The organism is Paenibacillus sp. FSL K6-1566 (genome assembly GCF_038050475.1).
In the GTDB taxonomy this organism is placed as follows: domain Bacteria; phylum Bacillota; class Bacilli; order Paenibacillales; family Paenibacillaceae; genus Paenibacillus_AQ; species Paenibacillus_AQ lactis.
In genome coordinates, this window is record NZ_JBBOSR010000001.1 from 2,908,536 (window position 1) to 2,925,075 (window position 16,540).

Annotated in this window: 13 protein-coding genes; 9 read left to right on the plus strand and 4 right to left on the minus strand. The window is 51.7% G+C overall.

Features of this window, described 5'->3' with window-relative positions:
- Window positions 1–29: 29 nt before the first annotated feature.
- Entirely contained in the window at window positions 30–1,022 is a 993-nt protein-coding gene (locus NST08_RS12790) for a phosphotriesterase family protein (protein WP_341033674.1), read from the plus strand.
- A gap of 11 nt (window positions 1,023–1,033) precedes the next feature.
- Window positions 1,034–1,780: a creatininase family protein gene (locus NST08_RS12795; RefSeq protein ID WP_341341824.1), complete on the plus strand. Its 747-nt coding sequence runs from the start codon at window positions 1,034–1,036 to the stop codon at window positions 1,778–1,780.
- Window positions 1,781–1,879: 99 nt separating this feature from the next.
- Here NST08_RS12795 and mscL read toward each other — a convergent pair whose 3' ends face one another.
- Together mscL and NST08_RS12805 are read right to left on the minus strand one after the other, a co-directional pair.
- Window positions 1,880–2,278: a large conductance mechanosensitive channel protein MscL gene (gene mscL / locus NST08_RS12800; RefSeq protein WP_034274289.1), complete on the minus strand. Its 399-nt coding sequence runs from the start codon at window positions 2,276–2,278 to the stop codon at window positions 1,880–1,882.
- Between the two features lie 378 nt (window positions 2,279–2,656).
- Window positions 2,657–4,450: a hypothetical protein gene (locus NST08_RS12805; RefSeq protein WP_007130297.1), complete on the minus strand. Its 1,794-nt coding sequence runs from the start codon at window positions 4,448–4,450 to the stop codon at window positions 2,657–2,659.
- Between the two features lie 823 nt (window positions 4,451–5,273).
- Here NST08_RS12805 and NST08_RS12810 point away from each other — a divergent pair.
- From NST08_RS12810 to tnpA, 3 genes are all read left to right on the plus strand, one after another.
- The gene (locus NST08_RS12810) at window positions 5,274–8,000 is read left to right on the plus strand and encodes an FIMAH domain-containing protein (RefSeq protein WP_232239411.1); all 2,727 of its coding nucleotides are present in this window, start codon (window positions 5,274–5,276) and stop codon (window positions 7,998–8,000) included.
- 372 nt (window positions 8,001–8,372) lie between these two features.
- Window positions 8,373–9,050 carry a serine/threonine protein kinase gene (locus NST08_RS12815; protein ID WP_251535178.1) on the plus strand — a complete coding sequence of 226 codons (678 nt, stop codon included), beginning with the start codon at window positions 8,373–8,375 and terminating at the stop codon, window positions 9,048–9,050.
- 206 nt (window positions 9,051–9,256) lie between these two features.
- Window positions 9,257–9,730 (plus strand): IS200/IS605 family transposase, encoded by a 474-nt coding sequence (gene tnpA, locus NST08_RS12820; RefSeq protein WP_007127619.1) that lies wholly within the window; start codon window positions 9,257–9,259, stop codon window positions 9,728–9,730.
- Between the two features lie 224 nt (window positions 9,731–9,954).
- Here tnpA and glsA read toward each other — a convergent pair whose 3' ends face one another.
- Window positions 9,955–10,896 (minus strand): glutaminase A, encoded by a 942-nt coding sequence (gene glsA / locus NST08_RS12825; RefSeq protein WP_341341825.1) that lies wholly within the window; start codon window positions 10,894–10,896, stop codon window positions 9,955–9,957.
- A 180-nt stretch (window positions 10,897–11,076) separates the two neighbouring features.
- Between glsA and NST08_RS12830 the strand changes: the two genes are divergently transcribed.
- Both NST08_RS12830 and NST08_RS12835 read left to right on the plus strand, forming a co-directional pair.
- On the plus strand, window positions 11,077–11,490 hold the full coding sequence (locus tag NST08_RS12830; RefSeq protein WP_007130292.1) for a YugN-like family protein: 414 nt from the start codon (window positions 11,077–11,079) through the stop codon (window positions 11,488–11,490).
- A gap of 405 nt (window positions 11,491–11,895) precedes the next feature.
- A complete protein-coding gene (locus NST08_RS12835) occupies window positions 11,896–14,289 on the plus strand; it encodes a polyprenyl synthetase family protein (protein ID WP_341341826.1) in 2,394 nt (797 codons plus the stop codon).
- Window positions 14,290–14,312: 23 nt separating this feature from the next.
- Here the strand turns inward: NST08_RS12835 and NST08_RS12840 are convergent, their stop codons facing one another.
- The gene (locus NST08_RS12840) at window positions 14,313–14,435 is read right to left on the minus strand and encodes a hypothetical protein (protein ID WP_341341827.1); all 123 of its coding nucleotides are present in this window, start codon (window positions 14,433–14,435) and stop codon (window positions 14,313–14,315) included.
- A 75-nt stretch (window positions 14,436–14,510) separates the two neighbouring features.
- Here NST08_RS12840 and NST08_RS12845 point away from each other — a divergent pair, with 75 nt between their 5' ends.
- A complete protein-coding gene (locus NST08_RS12845) occupies window positions 14,511–15,338 on the plus strand; it encodes a MerR family transcriptional regulator (RefSeq protein WP_341341828.1) in 828 nt (275 codons plus the stop codon).
- Window positions 15,335–16,513, plus strand: a complete 1,179-nt coding sequence (locus tag NST08_RS12850; protein ID WP_341341829.1) for an MFS transporter — start codon at window positions 15,335–15,337, stop codon at window positions 16,511–16,513. The genes NST08_RS12845 and NST08_RS12850 overlap by 4 nt, the downstream gene beginning before the upstream one ends.
- The last annotated feature ends 27 nt before the right edge of the window (window positions 16,514–16,540 follow it).

Below are 16,540 nucleotides of genomic sequence, written 5' to 3' on the forward strand. Positions count from 1 at the left end.
CAATTATGGAGAAGAAAGGGGAACACAACATGAGCTTTATACGAACGCTTGACGCGGATATTCCCAGAGAAGAACTAGGCTTCACCTATTCTCACGAGCATATCGTGTGCCGCCCTGCCTACTGGTCCGAGCGGGGGGAGGATGATCTCCTGCTCGATGACCCGGCTAAATCCAAACAGGATGTCCTTGATTTCAAAAAGCACGGGGGACAGACGATTGTAGACGCCACGGCCGTCGATTACGGACGTGACGTGCCTGCCGTCCACGACATCATGGAACAAACGGGCGTCCGGATCATCGGGACGGCAGGCTTTAACAAGAGCTTCCTCTGGGATGCGTCTATCAAGGAAGAGCTCAAGCCGATCATCGGTAATTACCGTACGTACTATGAATGGATTGAGAGCGCTACCATCAATGAATTGGCTGATTTCGTCATCCGGGAAGTGGAAGAAGGTCTGGAAGGAACGCCGTTTCGCGCCGGTCAGGTGAAATTCGGAACCGGATATAACCGGATAACCCCGCTCGAGGAGAAGACGCTGCGCGCGGTAGCCCGGGCCCATCATGAGACAAAGGCTCCGGTTCATTCCCACACCGAAGTCGGCACGATGGCTTTGGAGCAGATCGAGCTGCTGCGAAGCGAGAACGTGGACCTGAGTTACTTAAGCCTAGGTCATATGGATCGTAATCCGGATCCGTATTATCATGAACAGATTGCAAGAACAGGGGCCTACTTGTCGTTCGATGGCATCGGCAAAATCAAATACGCTCCAGAGAGCACCCGGATCGAGCTCATTCTGGAGCTTGTCCGCAAAGGATACGCCGGTCAAATTCTGATCAGCGGGGATACCGCCCGCAAATCGTATTACAAGCACTATGACCACGGTCCCGGATTGGAGTTCATCATTGCCAAGTGGGTGCCGCGATTCATCGATGAGGCCGAGCGGGCGGGGTTTGACGGACAGGAGCTGATCCGCCGGTTTTTCGTCGATAATCCGGCAAACTGCTTCGCTTTTAAGCGATAGGGGGGATTTGGATGGATTATCAACAGCAGAATGCTTACGAGATCGGCGAGCTGATTAAACGCAAGGGCTGCGCGATATTGCCGGTCGGCGCCGTTGAGACGCATGGACCCCATCTGCCGCTAGGAACGGATAATCTGCTGGCGGAGCGTCTGGCCGAGCGTCTGGCAGAACTTACGGACAGCCTGGCGCTGCCGACGCTGCCTTACGGGCAGGTTTGGAGTCTTCAGCATTTCCCCGGCAGTCTGAGCGTATCCAATGAAGCGCTGATCCGAATCCTCTATGATATCGGCGAGAGTCTGGTACGGCAAGGCTTCCGAATTTTTGTCATGCTGAACGGACACCTCGGGAACATGCCCGCATTAAAAGACGCCGCCCGAATGCTGTACAATGATCACCCTGAATTGAAAGTCTATTATTTCTTCTATCCGGGTACCGGAGAGGCCATATCCAGGATTCGTGAGACGCCGTCCACCCACGCATCGTATTTTCACGCATGCGAGCTTGAGACCTCCTACATGCTCTATCTTGCCGAAGAATATGTCGACATGGACAAGGCAATCCGGGATATACCCCAAATCGGGCTTGAAGCCGATTGCACCCCAACACCATGGGAAACCTTCACCTCTTCGGCTGTTTTGGGCGATGCGACGCTGGCTACGAAAGAGAAGGGAGAGCAAGTGATCGAGGCGTCGCTGGCCGCGATGACCGCCATGATCCTTGGGGCGAAGCAGCGGCTTCAACAGCGCAGGGAAGCTTAATGGAGCTGCTCGGTGCTTTTATGAAGCGGGCGGCTTTAACAGGCTTCATCAAAAAAGGGAGTATGTTTTCGATTAATCGAAAACATACTCCCTTAGCGCTTACGAGCGGCCTGCTTCGTTTTGCTGCTTCAGCAGATCGCGGATTTCGGTTAGCAGAACCTCTTCCTTGGATGGTGCAGGAGGCTCGTCCGGTTTGGCTTCTTCTTTTCGCTTGAAGCGGTTGAGGGTTCGAATAAACATGAAGATCGAGAAAGATACGATCAGAAAGTCCACGACCGTCTGCAGGAATACTCCATAAGTAATCGTTGCGTCTCCAAGGGTTGCCTTCAACCCGGATAAATCAACGCCGCCCATCAGCAAGCCGATCAGCGGCACGATAATGTCGCTAACCAGCGAGGATACGATTTTACCAAAGGCGGCACCGATGATGACCCCGATGGCCAGATCCAATACGTTCCCCTTCAGCGCAAAGGCTTTAAATTCTTTTAACAGATTCATAAATAATCACCTGCTTTCCTTCTTTAGATGAAATAGCGTTCATCCATGCGCTGAAATTCTCTGACCCTAGCATCAGATCTATGTACGGGGAATCGAGATCATCCTTATCTGATATGTGCTTGGTTTCAGAAGTTTTGCGATGTTCAAACGCCAGCCGTTCGATGATCGGACCCTATTTCGAGAGAAGAATGCCCCTTACGAAATGTCCTTCATCATGGTAGCGTCAAGATTTCGGTTCGTCAATCTTTTTTCTTTCAACAACCATAGACATAAATAGACAAGTTCACACCCTTGATGACGATTCTCGCCAAACGGGACAAGGGGCGCCCTCCAGATCCGAGATCATGCGGGACACCCCAAATTATTTACGCAAAACCGTCAAGGCTTAGCGTTCTTCCAGTATTCGTAAGCATGAACCACATTGCCGGCGTAAGCAGGGGAATCCTGCAGCAATTCAGGCAGCTTTGCCAGCTCTTCTTCCATGTAGGCCGCGCCTTCTTCATAGAAGGTGATATGGTTGCCTTCATGGCTTGCTTTCATTTCTACAGAGAGGATGATCGGCTTTCCAAGCTCATTAGCAAATCCGATTTCCTCTTTGGAGACGCTGACGATCCCGTTCGAGCCTGCTGCGGTGTCACGGAAGGCCATCAACGATACATGATCCATCCGGTCGATCATCCATTTGCTGAGGGATATGTCTGAGCCGGGAGCCTTGTGCTTGTCAAGCCAGACGGCCATATCCATGCTGGCTTCAAGGCTGGAGTCCTTCTTCAGCTCGCTTACGAAGGCGTCCAAATTGGACGTCCATTCCGCAATAACCCGGTCCGAATCGGCCCACCAGGCGGGCAGGACATACGGCTCGATATCCAGATGGATGCCATGGAATCGTTCATCGCCGGCAACGGAGCGGTTATATTCTTTTACATAGTTCACCAGTTTCATCATCCGTGGACGGTTCTCCTGCAGCGCCCATATCGGATGGCCGCCCATGGCATGTACTTCAATGCCTGCTGCGGAGGCTTGTTTGACAAAAGAAGAATACGAATCGAACGGCTGTTCCAAATCCAACCTTACATACAGCCAATTCAGTTTCTTCTCCTTCGCAAACGCCAAAATGCCTTGACCGTCTTCAACCACGTCACGCGCTTCCCAAATATAGGTGCCTCTTACCCGGGAATCCCGCTCAATCGGGTCCGCATCCGGAACCGTCCCGCCGCCACCAGGATCAGGGGTTGTAGGAGGGGTCGGATTCGGCGCAGGGTTCTCTCCGTTAGGGGGTGTAGCCCCGTCACCGCCTGTCGGCATGTCCCTCCAGCTTCGGGCGTCGTGGATAGCCAGTCCCGCGAATGAGCTGTAAGAGCTCAGATCGGCGGATAATTGTTCCAATGTGCTGGACAGATATTCCCGGCCAAGTCCATGGAATGTCGTGTGGGCTTCGCCGGGCATCTCCTTCGTATTCACCGCCACTACGACCCGCTTTCCGAGCCGATCCGCCAGCTCGAGCTCAGCCTGGGTCAGGGACCGGATTCCATGCTCGGAATCCAACTGGTTCCGGTAAGACATAACGGTGACATGGTCAAAGGATCCCATGAGCCATTCATTGATCGGAGTGCCGTCTTCCAGGGTGTATGAATCAAACCAGAAGGGGATATCGATCCCTAGCTCTAGCCCGCTTCCCGAGATACGGCTAAGAAAAGCGCTTATATTGCTCTTCCAGGATGATATAACCTCTTCCTGACGAATTTCCCATTCGGGCAGCACGTAGGGCTCGATATCAAGATGGAGCCCGTCAAACCGGCCGTTCTCCGGCACGCCTGCGTTATAGTCATTCACCCAATCGGCAAGGCCCAGCATATCCGGCAAATGCTTCTCAAGCGCCCACCCCGGATCGCCCCCCAGCGCGTGGACTGCAATATTAGCCGCATGGGCCTTCTCGACAAAGGTTTGATAAATCTCTGCAGACATTTGACGATTAATTTGCAAATAGATCAGGTTAATGCCTTCCTCATGCGAATAATCAAGGAGCTCTTCACCGCCATCCTTGATCCATTCGGTCTGCCATACCCAGGTAGCTTTCACCTTGGCCTGCTCTGCATATGCCGGTGTCTGCAACCCTACCAGAAGCAGTGCCATTAGAAGGCCGGCAAGCTTCTGGCATGCTCGTACATTCATAGTTTCCCTCCATTCCTCCAAAACTCTTTCTTTGTAAACGGGGTTATTATATCACTGATGATTTGGAAAGGGATGAGCCCTTGTTCTTACAGGACTCTGCCTATCGCACAATCAGGAATATACGTTCGGGTAACATGGAACTAGTCCCTGATTAAAGTGAAATAACGCTGAAAGAGAAAATTGATAAAACTGGAAAATTTGAGGCTAACCGCTCAGGTAAAAAGTTACGGGGCCAGAGTCCGTCCTTAACCATGCGTCATGGTTTCCGCTGTTCGCCGTTAAAAGGTCCTAGAGTCTAACCCGGGGAAGATTAAATCCGAATGTGTTTATGTATTTCTATCCATTTAGCAAATTCCACAAGCCGAATGCCCGTTGTTTGGAATACTGCGCAGGTTCGAAATTGCAACGGGTGCGAAAAATCACAGATGGTGGAAATACGCTCCTTTACGAAAAAAAGAAGGCATTCATATACTAAAGGTGCCTATAGCTGCTTCTAGGTTGGTGATGGAGGAGCTGAACCGATGCAGCCCCAGCAACTCATCTTGGAAGGCGAATGGCGGGACGTCCAATAGATTACCGATCATGACGGTCGTGATGGTGAAGGTCGTGATCACGAAGGGGGGAAGAGGTGAAATCGAATCCAACGGTTTGACATTGAAATTGGACGCGTTGCACGCGGATTACGGCACGAGGAGGGGGATAGCGAGCTTATAAGTTCAATTTTGCTGACGAACGGATGTAAAGCGCTTTCACAAAAGACAAGAAACGGGGGATCTCATTTATGCAAAAAAGGGTCGTTTACGCAAAAAAGAGCTTGGTTTTCATGCTTGCGCTCATGCTGGTTCTCGTATCGCAATGGTGGCTCGCCGCTCCAGCGGATGCACGGGTGGACAAAGCATTCGGCGAACCGGTAACCATCGGTTCCCCAATTGAGAATGTAGCCATTTTTGATGCAGCTTTCGGCAAAGAAGATGGCAGGGATGTCATGTATACGACGGTAACGGGCAAGCCGGCCATCTTCCAGGTTGTTGATCTGGTCAGCAGGGAGGTGCTGCGCAAATACAGACTGGAAGGAACCGAGAGCTCCTGGACTCATGTAACCCTGCCGGACGGTACAGTCTATATTGGCGGTAACGGCAAGCTGTATACGTATTCGCCGGCAACGAAAGAGCTGCGCGATCTGGGCGGGATCGGAGAGAGCGTTGTTTATGGGCTGACATATGACGAGCAGGGCAGGGTCTATTTCGGTTCTTATCCGAATGCCAAGGTAGGCCGCTATGATCCCTCCACCGGCGAGATGAGAGATTACGGCAGCGTGATGCCTGGCCAGAGCTATACCCGGGCCACGGCCTACCATAACGGATACTTGTATGCTGGGATCGGCATTCAGGGAAGCCTTGTGAAAGTGAACGTGGAAACGGGGGAGAAAGAGCCTATTCCGCTGCCGACATACGGCGGTGCGGTGCAGACTGCGCAAGTGTATCAGCTTGATGCTGCCGGCAAGTATATCGTAGCCGGCTTGAGCGGAGGGAATAACGCACTGCTGTTCTATGACACGGAAGCCGGGGCTTGGAGCGACACCTATTTTCTGGACAATAAGGGGATTCGCTTATCGTATGGCGAGCCGGGCAGCAATAAGGTGTATTTCGTACAGAACAACCGATTGATGGAGCTGGATCTCATCTCGATGGAGGCGGTCGACACCGGAATCGAATATACCACCTATCTTCGCAATACCGCTTGGATCGAGATGCCGAATGATCCGGATCTCCCGGGAAAATCGCTTGCGACCGTCATGTGGTCGGGGGCGGTTGCTTATATGAATTTGGAGACGAAGAAGGTCAAGTCGGTTACCTACCCGTTCTCTGGTAATCCGATTCCGATCCAAACGCTGGAGAAAGGGCCCGACGGCAAGCTGTACATGAGCGGCTATCCTGGAGGAAAAGGGGCTTCATATTCCCCGATCACCGGCGAAATCGAGACCTTTTCCTTAGGTCAGGCCGAAGGCATGGCTGCACTTGGTGACAAAATGTACTTCGGTCTCTATCCGGGAGGCCGCATTTGGGAGCTGGACGTCAATCAGCCGATCCAGGATGGGGTGAATCCGAAAGAGATTTATAAAATTCCCCACCAGGACAGGCCGTTCATCATGACGCCTGGCGATGGCAAGCTGTTTATCGGCACGATCCCGGACTACGGCGAGCTGGGAGGCTCGCTGACCGTGTATGATCCTTCGCTCGGGCCTGAGCAAGGGTTTACCGTCTATGAAGATGTCGTGCACAACCAATCGATTGTCGGCCTTGCCGTCCGCAACGGGAAGCTGTATGGTTCGACTACCGTGGCCGGCGGGCTTGGCATCGATCCGACGGAGACGGCAGCCAAAATATTTGTGTGGGATATCGCCAGCGGTAAAAAGCTTCAGGAATTCGTTCCTTCGATCCCGGGCGCAACCGTTCAACCAGGGATGATCAGCGGACTCAGCATCGGCCCTGACGGATTGCTGTGGGCAGCGGCGGACGGGACGATCTTCGCCATGGACCCGGAGACGATGAACATCGTGAAGAGCGCGAATATTTATCCGTCCGTATCCAATTATGGAAGATGGCGCCCGGCACACATCCGGTGGGGCGAAGACGGTTATATGTACACCACGCTTGCGGGCAGGATTACCGTGATCGATCCGAACGAGCCGGAAGCGGCGGTCACGCTGTCGACAACGCCATTGATGACGCTCGGTGATGACGGACATATCTATTATTCGGATGATACCTTACTTAAAAAAATCGAAGTGACGAAAGGCGACGGAGCCGTTCACATTCCGATCGAGCTCCCAATCTTGAACGGAAGCTTTGACCAATCTGCAGAGAACGGCATGATCCCCGGCTGGAGCCCCTTGTTCAATAAAACGCCGAACGTGTCTTTCGGATTAAGCAATGAGCAGAGCGTAAGCGGCCCGAGCAGCTTGTACATCACGGATGCTTCCGCGACGGAAACGGTGGCCGTTGCATCCGATTCCGTTCCCGTGAAGCCCGGGACGGCGTATACGGCGAGATTCCAGGTTTACCTTAAGGAAGGACGCACCCTTGCATCAATGAACTACTATGATGCCAACCATAAGCAAGTGGGCGGGACCTCGCTTCAAATTACAGCAGGCAGCGGCAAATGGCAGCAGCTTGAGATGAGCGCCGTCGCTCCGGAGAATGCAGCTTACGTAAGATTGGTCTTGTTCTGCTCCCAGCTGTGGACGACGAAGGCGTATTATGATGATGCATCCATATCCTATACGGAGACAGTCACGCCGGATCAGCTGCCGGATTGGCTGGAGTCCCAAATCGACCAAGGGAAGGTTCGACACCCGCTCGCGCAGCAGCTTACAAATGCAATTCGGCAAGCGCATTTCCACTATGGGGAGGGACGCCTCGAACAAGCCGTTCATCAGTTGGAAAATGCGCTGAAGCATCTGGAACGCTCGGGGGAGGAGGACATCCAGGCAAATGCCCGGAATGGGATCCAAAGCGTAATCCGCGCGTTCATCCAGTCCTGGCAATGAAATAGTTATAAGAATTCATTTTATTTGGTCCATGAAGAGAGAGCTGGAAATTAACCCTTTCCATGCTCTCTTTTTTGTGCGAATGGATCGTATGGGTGCTCATTTCAGGCATTTGCCCAGAATTTCGTCTAGCGTTTATACTAAGAAGGTGAGTTGAAGAGTATAATATATGATCTGATACAAGTAATAACCAAGAAGCTGTCCAGGATCGGCAATGGAACGCTAGCCCTTATTCCGATTGTTGCTTGTCAAAGGTCCCGCACGGCATTTACAGTCATAAGTGGACAAGCACAAGTGCGAGCCTGCAAAACGCTGATCCTTTCGAGCGTAAAGATCTATGCAAGTTATGCTGATAGCCAAATGAGGTGGCTTATGAACACGGAAGAATGGAAGCAGGCTGAAAAGGCTTTATCCAGCATGGAGGTCATGAAGCAGGGAACTAACGATCCGGTGACCATTGAAGGCGAATCGAATGACCTGCACTGCATCGGGATCGGCACAGATGCTGCGGTATTTGTCTATGAACCGCTGCCACACTATGCTTACAAGTTGTACGCGGCAGAAGCGCTTCCCAAAAAGGAAGCCGAAATTCGCGTGTACCGCTCTCTGCAAGGAAGCCCTTATTTCCCTACGTTTTACGGTGCGGGAGAGCGTTATGTGGCGATCAGCCGGGAGAGCGGGATGACATTGTATGATTGTCTACTGTACGGCGTGCCGGTACCGAGGCAAGTCATTGATGATGTGGAGGCAGCACGAAGCTTCGTCAGGGAGAAAGGGCTCAATCCCAGAGATATTCATTTGAAAAATGTGCTGCTGCAAAACGGCCGTGGCAAAGTGCTGGATGTTTCAGAGTATATCCAGAGCGGTAACGACAGGCGATGGGAGCATCTTCTGTGGGCGTACGACAATGTGTATCCGCTCATCGAAGGCAAGAAGCTGCCGCTGTGGGTATTGGAGGCGGTGAAGAACGGGTATTATCGGCTCGATCCGTCCAGCGTTAATCTGCAGGAATTCGCCGAGCGGATCAAAAAGCTGTTTTTCAACCGGTAGCTTGCAGAACGGATGTCCCTGTCAATTGAAGAAACCGCGTATGCTGCGCGGTTTCTTTCTTATTGCGGCTTTAGCCAGTTGAGCTCGCGAAGCGTGCGAAACAAAAAACCACCCGCTATGCGGGTGGAGGGATCGAGGTTTGACCAACAAGACCATTCCGATAAAATTGAGATGTTCAGGCTCAATAATGAAAGGAATGGTCTTAGATGGCAAACAAGAGCTATAGTTTAGCTCACACGAAGTGGATGTGCAAGTACCACATTGTGTTCACCCCGAAGTATAGACGGAAAGAGATTTATAATCAAGTGAGGAAAGACTTAATCGAAATATTCAAACGATTATGTAAATACAAGGGAGTGGAGATAATCGAAGGTCACATGATGCCCGATCATGTACATATGTTGGTAGCAATTCCCCCAAAAATCTCAGTATCATCATTTATGGGATACCTGAAGGGGAAAAGCTCACTCATGATATTCGAGAAGCATGCTAGCTTGAAGTATAAATATGGTAATCGAAAATTCTGGGCGGAGGGATACTACGTCAGCACAGTGGGCTTGAATGAAGCCACCGTGGCAAAATATATCCGTGAGCAAGAAGCACATGACCAAGCAATTGATAAACTGAGTGTGAAAGAGTATGAAGACCCATTCAGCAAAAACAGTAACAAGAAGAAGTAAACCAGTTTAACTGGTAAGTGAAAGTGACAAATTACACTGAGCCTGAACAATTTTATTGTCAGGCTAGCGTCTTTAGGCGCAGTTTGGCAACAAGGGGTTATACCCCAAGAGCAAACCACCCGTTTGACGGGTGGTTCTGATGTAAATGTGAGAGCTCTTACCCCTGGCGGTGTCCATCGAACGGACATGCCTTAATCAGGTGCACAGCTGGTCCCGTTTGGTTGTCAAAACATGCTCCAATCAAGCTCTCTCGATATAACCTCCAGTAAATGCACGCCAGCTTGGCTGTTTCCCTTGTCGTTAAGCGCGGGGCCGAATACGCCAATGCCGTACTGTCCGGGGACAAGCGCTAAGATGCCGCCGGAGACCCCGCTTTTGGCGGGCAGCCCGACCTGAATGGCGAATTCACCTGACGCATTGTACATTCCGCATGTCGTCATGAAGGTTTTGGCGATCTGAACGTATCGCCTTGGGATCAGCCGGTTTCCAGTGAGCGGATCGAGACCTCCGCAAGCAAGGACCAGCCCCATGCGGGCCAGGTCGGCGCAATCGGCCTGAATGGAGCAATGCCGGAAGTAGACGTCAAGCACAGCCTCGACATTTCCCGAGAGCACCCCGTTTTGTTTGAGAAAATAAGCAATGGACCTGTTCAGATTGCCGGTTTCGGATTCGGAGAGGTACACTGCCTCATCGCAGCTTAGCTGCCGGTTGCCGGCAAGCACCCGCAGGAAATCGAGGATCCGTCCGTATACCTCTTCCGGGCTGCTGCCCCGGATTAGCGATGAAATCGTGATGGCCCCTGCGTTGATCATCGGATTGAACGGAATGCCCGGGCGAACGAGCTCCAGCTTCAGCATGGAGTTGAAGTTGTCGCCGGTCGGCTCCATGCCGACCTTACGGAACACCTCCTCTTCACCGTTATCCATCAATGCAAGTATCAGCGTAAAGACTTTAGAGATGCTCTGCATCGTGAACTTTTTTCCGCAATCACCTGCAGTCGCGGATTCGCCGCTTGCATGCAGCAGGCTGACACCGAGGGCATTGTGCGGGGATTTGGACAGTTCGGGAATGTAGGACGCAACTCTTCCGCTTGCGGCGTATGGACGGCTCGCTTCCACCCATTCCGCCAGCCGTTCTCGTATCGTTCCGATGTCATAAGATGGCACGTTCCCATCTCCTTTGGCAAATATATAAAGAATTGGTCATAGCATTCGTTGATGGAAGCCGCTTTATCCCTTCATTTTGCATTTCATAGTTTTGGTTCGTGGATTTCTGCCGCTTGAAAAGTATAGCAGCAGCTGCCTGAGTCCATCCTTTAATATATAACGGGCAAGGGGGCTAAGCGAATGAGAAACCTGGAATCAAGGCTGGAGAACATCGAAGGCAGATTCGACGAAATCGATAAATACTTTTGCACCCATCAGTTCTCTTTAGCGGGCAACTGGGATTATAAGCACGGGTATTTGGACAAGCGACTGGATCATGAACGAATGGTATGGCTGCGGATCCCGTTTCATGTCACGAGGGGCAGCCTGGACGGGGAATGCGGCGGGTGCAAGGCCACGGTCAAGCTCGGACGTCCCTTTGTGTTCCGTCATATCTACAATACAGGGACGGACAAGCATGCGAGGCCGCGATTGATCGGAGCGTTGTTTGATCAGTTTCAGTCGCCGATTGATCCGGATGCCTCTTTGGATGACCAATGGGTTGAACAAGCCAAGCAAGCACTGCAGGAAGTAGAAGCAGGATATCTTCAATAAACGGGAGAACGCAGCGGCAGGACGTTGATCCTGGCTGGTTCCGATTTGAGAGATAAGTAAGCATCATACCTGAACGATAAAGGCTGCTGATCATCGGCAGCCTTTATTGTGTATGCTAAAGTATACAGCAATAGACCCCCCGGATGTTATCACGATCACGGAAAAAACGATAAACGAAAAGGCTTGATGCTTGAGGTAGAGGGAACGGAACATGCATAGACTGGATATGAAAGACGATTCAAAGCGTTTTAGCTGCGCGGCAGGCTGGCGTATCCCGGATTTTGGACGATCGCTGATCTTCTGATGACGATTTCGTAACCGATGGAGTTCTTTCACGTATAAAGGAATGAATATGTTCGGACGTTTAACGTATCTAATCCAATTAGAAGCTGAGGTAATGCATCAATGAATGTGGAGCTTACAGATTATGCCGACCTGTGGTATCAGCAAGCAGAACAGAAAGCTGCCCGGTATTTTGAGACCTTGCATGCACAGGTTACGGATCAAACCTATGTGAACGGTCTGGCAGAAGATATCCGATTGTGGAGCAGGAAGCATATCCGCCGTCAACCGTGGCTGTCCTTTATGAGCCGGGGAACGGGCAAACCTGATTCACGGGATTATCATCGATATATGAGATGGCTGAATTATACTGGGAAATTGAAGGACTACCTGGATCGCAGCGTGTCCTATATTTATATGAGAGATCTTGGCAAAGCGCTGGATTGCCCGAAGACCCAGTCCCGGATCAAACAAGTCGTCAAAGGTCTTGAACAGTTTCTGATCCGCTCTGCCGGGACCGGCGGGGGGCAGCAGCCGCCGTTCATAAGCTTGGCTGGCCTGTACCGCTGGGCCCAGAAGGAAGGCGTTGAGAGCGCCGTGATCTGGGTGATGAACAAGCTGAAAAACGTTGCGTGCCATATCCCGGAAGACATGAATCCGGAGCATGCCCAGCGCAAGCTCATCAAAATCATCGTCGGCGTCGTGATGCATGCCATCGAAGAGGTGGAAGAGTCCCCAGGCGAAATATTTCCCGCAGAGCGTGCACGCAGGCTGGATCATGCCATCCGACTCGGCTATTCTTACGGATTGACTTACCCGTATATTGACGATCTTCTCGATTCCGGGGTGCTGAATGATCAGGAGAAGGAGCGTTATTCCCGCATGATCCGGAGCGCGCTGCTTACGGGCACGGTACCGGCGCTTGGAACGTGGACCGGCACCAATATGAACCTGATCCGCTTTATACACGCCGAGCTTCGCGAAGCCTTTGAATACATTAAAGGACATCAACGGCCGGAATTCAGAATGCTGTTCTTCGAGCAATCCTATGTATTCTTTCATTCCCAGCATCTGGACCGCGTGAAGGATTTATCGAATGCCGATTACACCAATGAAGAGCTTTATTTGCCGATTATTTTGAAATCCTCCTCCTCCCGATTGATTGTTCGTTCGGTATTGAGCGCTCCGGAGGACGAGGGCTTCGACCAGCGTACGTTTTATTACGGAATTTATAACCAGCTGGCCGATGACTTCGCGGATATGTTCGACGATATGAGGGATGGAGCGGTAACGCCGTATACTTATTTCTTTAAATACAGGGAGCAGCGTCCCGATTTAATCAACCCGTACGAATTGTACTGGACGGTCATTGCGCATTTGATTCGAAACGTATACCGTTCGGACGCCATGACGCGCGAGGTGATCCTGGATCGTGCCATCAACGGTCTTAAACGATGCAAAGCGCGGCTCGGTTCAGACCAATATAACGAGATTATGAGCGTGCTCGCCTCCGGGCAGCCGGAGCTCCACCGCCTTATTCGGCGGATGGTCCGAAAAGCGGACGATGTGGATTTTCTCGATAAACTGCTTCGGGACCAGATGGTCACGATACTGAAAAATGAAAGACAGCAGCAGGAAGAGTTCTTCGATACGGTTCAGTCGGTCCGCGAGCAGATTAATAATCAGCTCCGCATCGCAGAGCCGGAGAATCTTCCTCCGATGAAGACCTCGCTGATTGAAGCGGCCAACTACAGCCTGGATGGGGACGGAAAGCGGCTGCGGCCCATCCTGACATGGGTGATGGGCGTGAAGGAATACGGGCTTGATGCCTCAGCGATCATCCCTCTTTTAAAATCACTGGAGTATATGCATACCGCTTCCTTGATTTTTGACGATTTGCCATCGCAGGACAATGCGTCCACCCGCCGGGGAAGAGCAACCCTGCATGAGGTGTATGACAGCTCAACAGCCGAGTTAACCGGTCTGTACCTGATCCAGAAGGCGACGGAAGAACAAGCGTCCCTGAGCGGTTTCGATCCTAAGGTCGTCCTCCGCTTGATGCGCTATTCTTCGCAGAAAGCCGGGGAGATGTGCATGGGGCAGGCGATGGACCTTCAATCCAAGGGAGCGGCGCTCACGCTTCAGGAGCTGAACCGGATCTGCTTCTACAAAACCGGCATTGCATTCGAGGCTTCGCTGGTCATGCCGGCGATCCTCGCCCGTGTCAACGAGACGGAGATCTCCGCCTTGAAGCGGTATGCCTACCATGCCGGCATCGCATTTCAAATCAAGGATGATCTGCTTGATGCGGAAGGCGATCAGGTTGTCCTCGGGAAGCCGACGCGTCAAGATGTAGAGAACAATACGTCGACTTTTGTGACCATCCTTGGCATAGAGGGCGCCAAACGAGAAATGTGGGAGCATTATTGCCTGGCGACGGAAGCGTTGGATGAACTTCCCCGTCCGATCGCCTTTCTCACGCATCTCCTGAATTATATGGTGAATCGCGAAAATTAAAAGGACCGCCAACGTGCTCAAGGCTAGTGATTAATCCGGCGATGTCGATCAGGTTGGGCGATAACAATATGCGCTGATGCAAATGGAACCGCGAGCTTCGCGGTTTTTATTTTTTCATGGGTATTGATCTCAAAGCCTTTCATCATGAAATTCCCTCTTGACTTTATAGTCGACTCGAAGGTATATACTCAATCCGACATTCATAGGAGGAAGGTGAGATATTGTTTAAAATCAGCGAATTTTCGAGGCTGAGCCGGATCCCGATCCAGACATTGCGCTATTATGATCAGATCGGGTTATTCAAGCCTGCGCGGATCGATAGATCGACCGGGTATCGGTACTACGCCGCCGAGCAGCTTCTGGAGATCAACCGCATTGTCATTTTCAAGGAGCTTGGGTTCACGCTGCAGCAAATGGTTCAGCTGCTTCAAGAAGATATATCCGCGGAACAGATCCGCGGTATGCTGAGGTTGAAAGAAAGTGAGATTCAGCAGCTGTTGGAGAACGAAATGTCCAAGCTATCACGTATTAAAAAACGAATGCAGCTCGTGGAACGAGAGGGAAGGATGGAGATGGAGCAGGAGGCCGTCATCAAGCAGGTTGATGCCCTGCAATTGATTTCGTATGCGTCGTTTGGTACTGCCGAAGAAATTCCACAGCTATTTCAACATTTTGAAAGTCTTCTTGAAGGAAGTATACGTTCTGTCCTGACTGGGCCACAGACGGTGCTTTGGAAGGAAAGCAGCCGTCAAGATGATGAATTCGAGCTGGAGGTCGGCTTTGCCGCCAAACCGGGAACCTACAAGCTTCCTGTCGGTCTTGGACAGCGCTTCATGCCTGCTGAGACGATGGCTACGCTTCTGTTCCGCTCCGATTCTTCATTCTCGGAAACGGCTTGCGCTGACCTTGCCGCCTGGATCGAACATAACGGCTATCTCATCCGGGAGGATCGGCCTGGAAGGGAAATCTATGTGCCCTTATCGGATGAACCGGGCATGTGCCTGGTCGAGGTTCAAATTCCGATCATCGATGCGGGGGCAGCCGAATGAACAATAAATGGGTCGTGTATTTGCTCGCTTTGGCGGTTTTTCTGATTGGGACAGTTGAGTATATTATCAGCGGCATTATTCAAATGGTGGCTTCCGAACTAAGCGTAACAACCTCTGCCGCCGGATTGCTTGTCACCGTGTTTGCCCTTTCGGCTGCCATTGGCGCCCCTGTCGTCATTGCGGTTACGATCAATGCAGACCGTAAAAGCGTGCTGCTTACCATGCTCGGCATTTTCATTTTAAGCAGCCTTATGGTTTATGCAAGCCATTCATTTGAGATGATGCTGGTTACCCGCATATTCCAAGGGGTTAGCGGAGGGGTGGCCACCGTCGTTGCGATGGCGGTAGCCACCAGGCTTGCCGGAGAGCAGCATCGAGGGAGAGCCATCGGTATCATATTGATGGGATTGAGCGGTTCCCTGGTGCTTGGCGTACCCGTCGGCACGTTCTTGAGCGAATGGCTGGGCTGGAGAGCACTGTTTATCGTAATCGGTCTCTTGAGCTTGGTCCCGCTGTTCGCCGTTTACCGTAAAGTTCCCTCGATGCGGGAAAGGAGTGCCGTCACGCTCGGGATGCAGCTGTCGATTTTGAAGGATAGAAAGATTGCCCTAGCACTCATGATAACCCTGTTGTATATCGGCGCTTACTCTACCTTATTTACGTATATCACGCCTTATTTGCAGGCCAACGCCGAGCTTTCGGCAGCAGAGCTCTCCATCATTCTGTTCGCAGCAGGCATTTGCAGTTTTATCGGCTCGAAAATGGGAGGCGCGATGGCGGATACCAAAGGATCGAAGTTCACCATCTATTTGGGACTTTCCCTACAGGCAGCCATGCTGTTTATGCTCTCGATGGTCAACGGGTGGTTGTCGGGTGTCATTGCAATGATCATGCTATGGATGGTGGCGACATGGGCGACATCACCGGCACAGCAGTTATATCTCGTCACTCGGGTGCCCCGGTCCCCGGATATCGCCCTCAGCGTGAACACGTCCTTTATTCAATTTGGATTTGCATTAGGCTCGGGCATTGGTGGAGTGGTGATGAGTCGCGCATCTGTAGAGGTTCTAGGCTGGGCGGGATTCTTCGTCGTGTTGTTGGCATTGCTGCTGGCGATCGGGTTGTTTGCGGGTGGCCGGAAAGCCGGTCGAGAGCGGCTGTCAGAGCCAATGTAAAGGGATCGATGACGAAAACAGCGGTTG